1 pseudogene is annotated in these 216 nt (G+C 63.0%); it reads left to right on the top strand.

The features are described from left to right. Window positions 1-216: pseudogene (locus B3D39_RS02000) on the top strand (cation acetate symporter); the annotation flags it as partial.

Below are 216 nucleotides of genomic sequence, written 5' to 3'. Positions count from 1 at the left end.
GGCGATCTTCATCTCGCTGCAGCTGACCGGCAACCCGATCCCGGGTCTTGGCCTGTTCTCGAACGACGTCAACACCGGCGCGCCGATCCTGTCGACGCTGAACGACACCGTCGAGGCTCTGGGCTTCGCGTCCTACACCGGCCAGCATGACACCACGCTGAACATGTTCCTGTTCACCATGACGCTGATGATCGGTACCGCCGGTCTGCCCCACGT

It is taken from the genome of Thioclava sp. UBA3469, from assembly GCF_002378135.1.
In the GTDB taxonomy this organism is placed as follows: Bacteria; Pseudomonadota; Alphaproteobacteria; order Rhodobacterales; family Rhodobacteraceae; genus Thioclava; species Thioclava sediminum.
The sequence above is the reverse complement of the archived record's forward strand: the minus strand, read 5'-3'. Positions and strand labels throughout refer to the sequence as shown.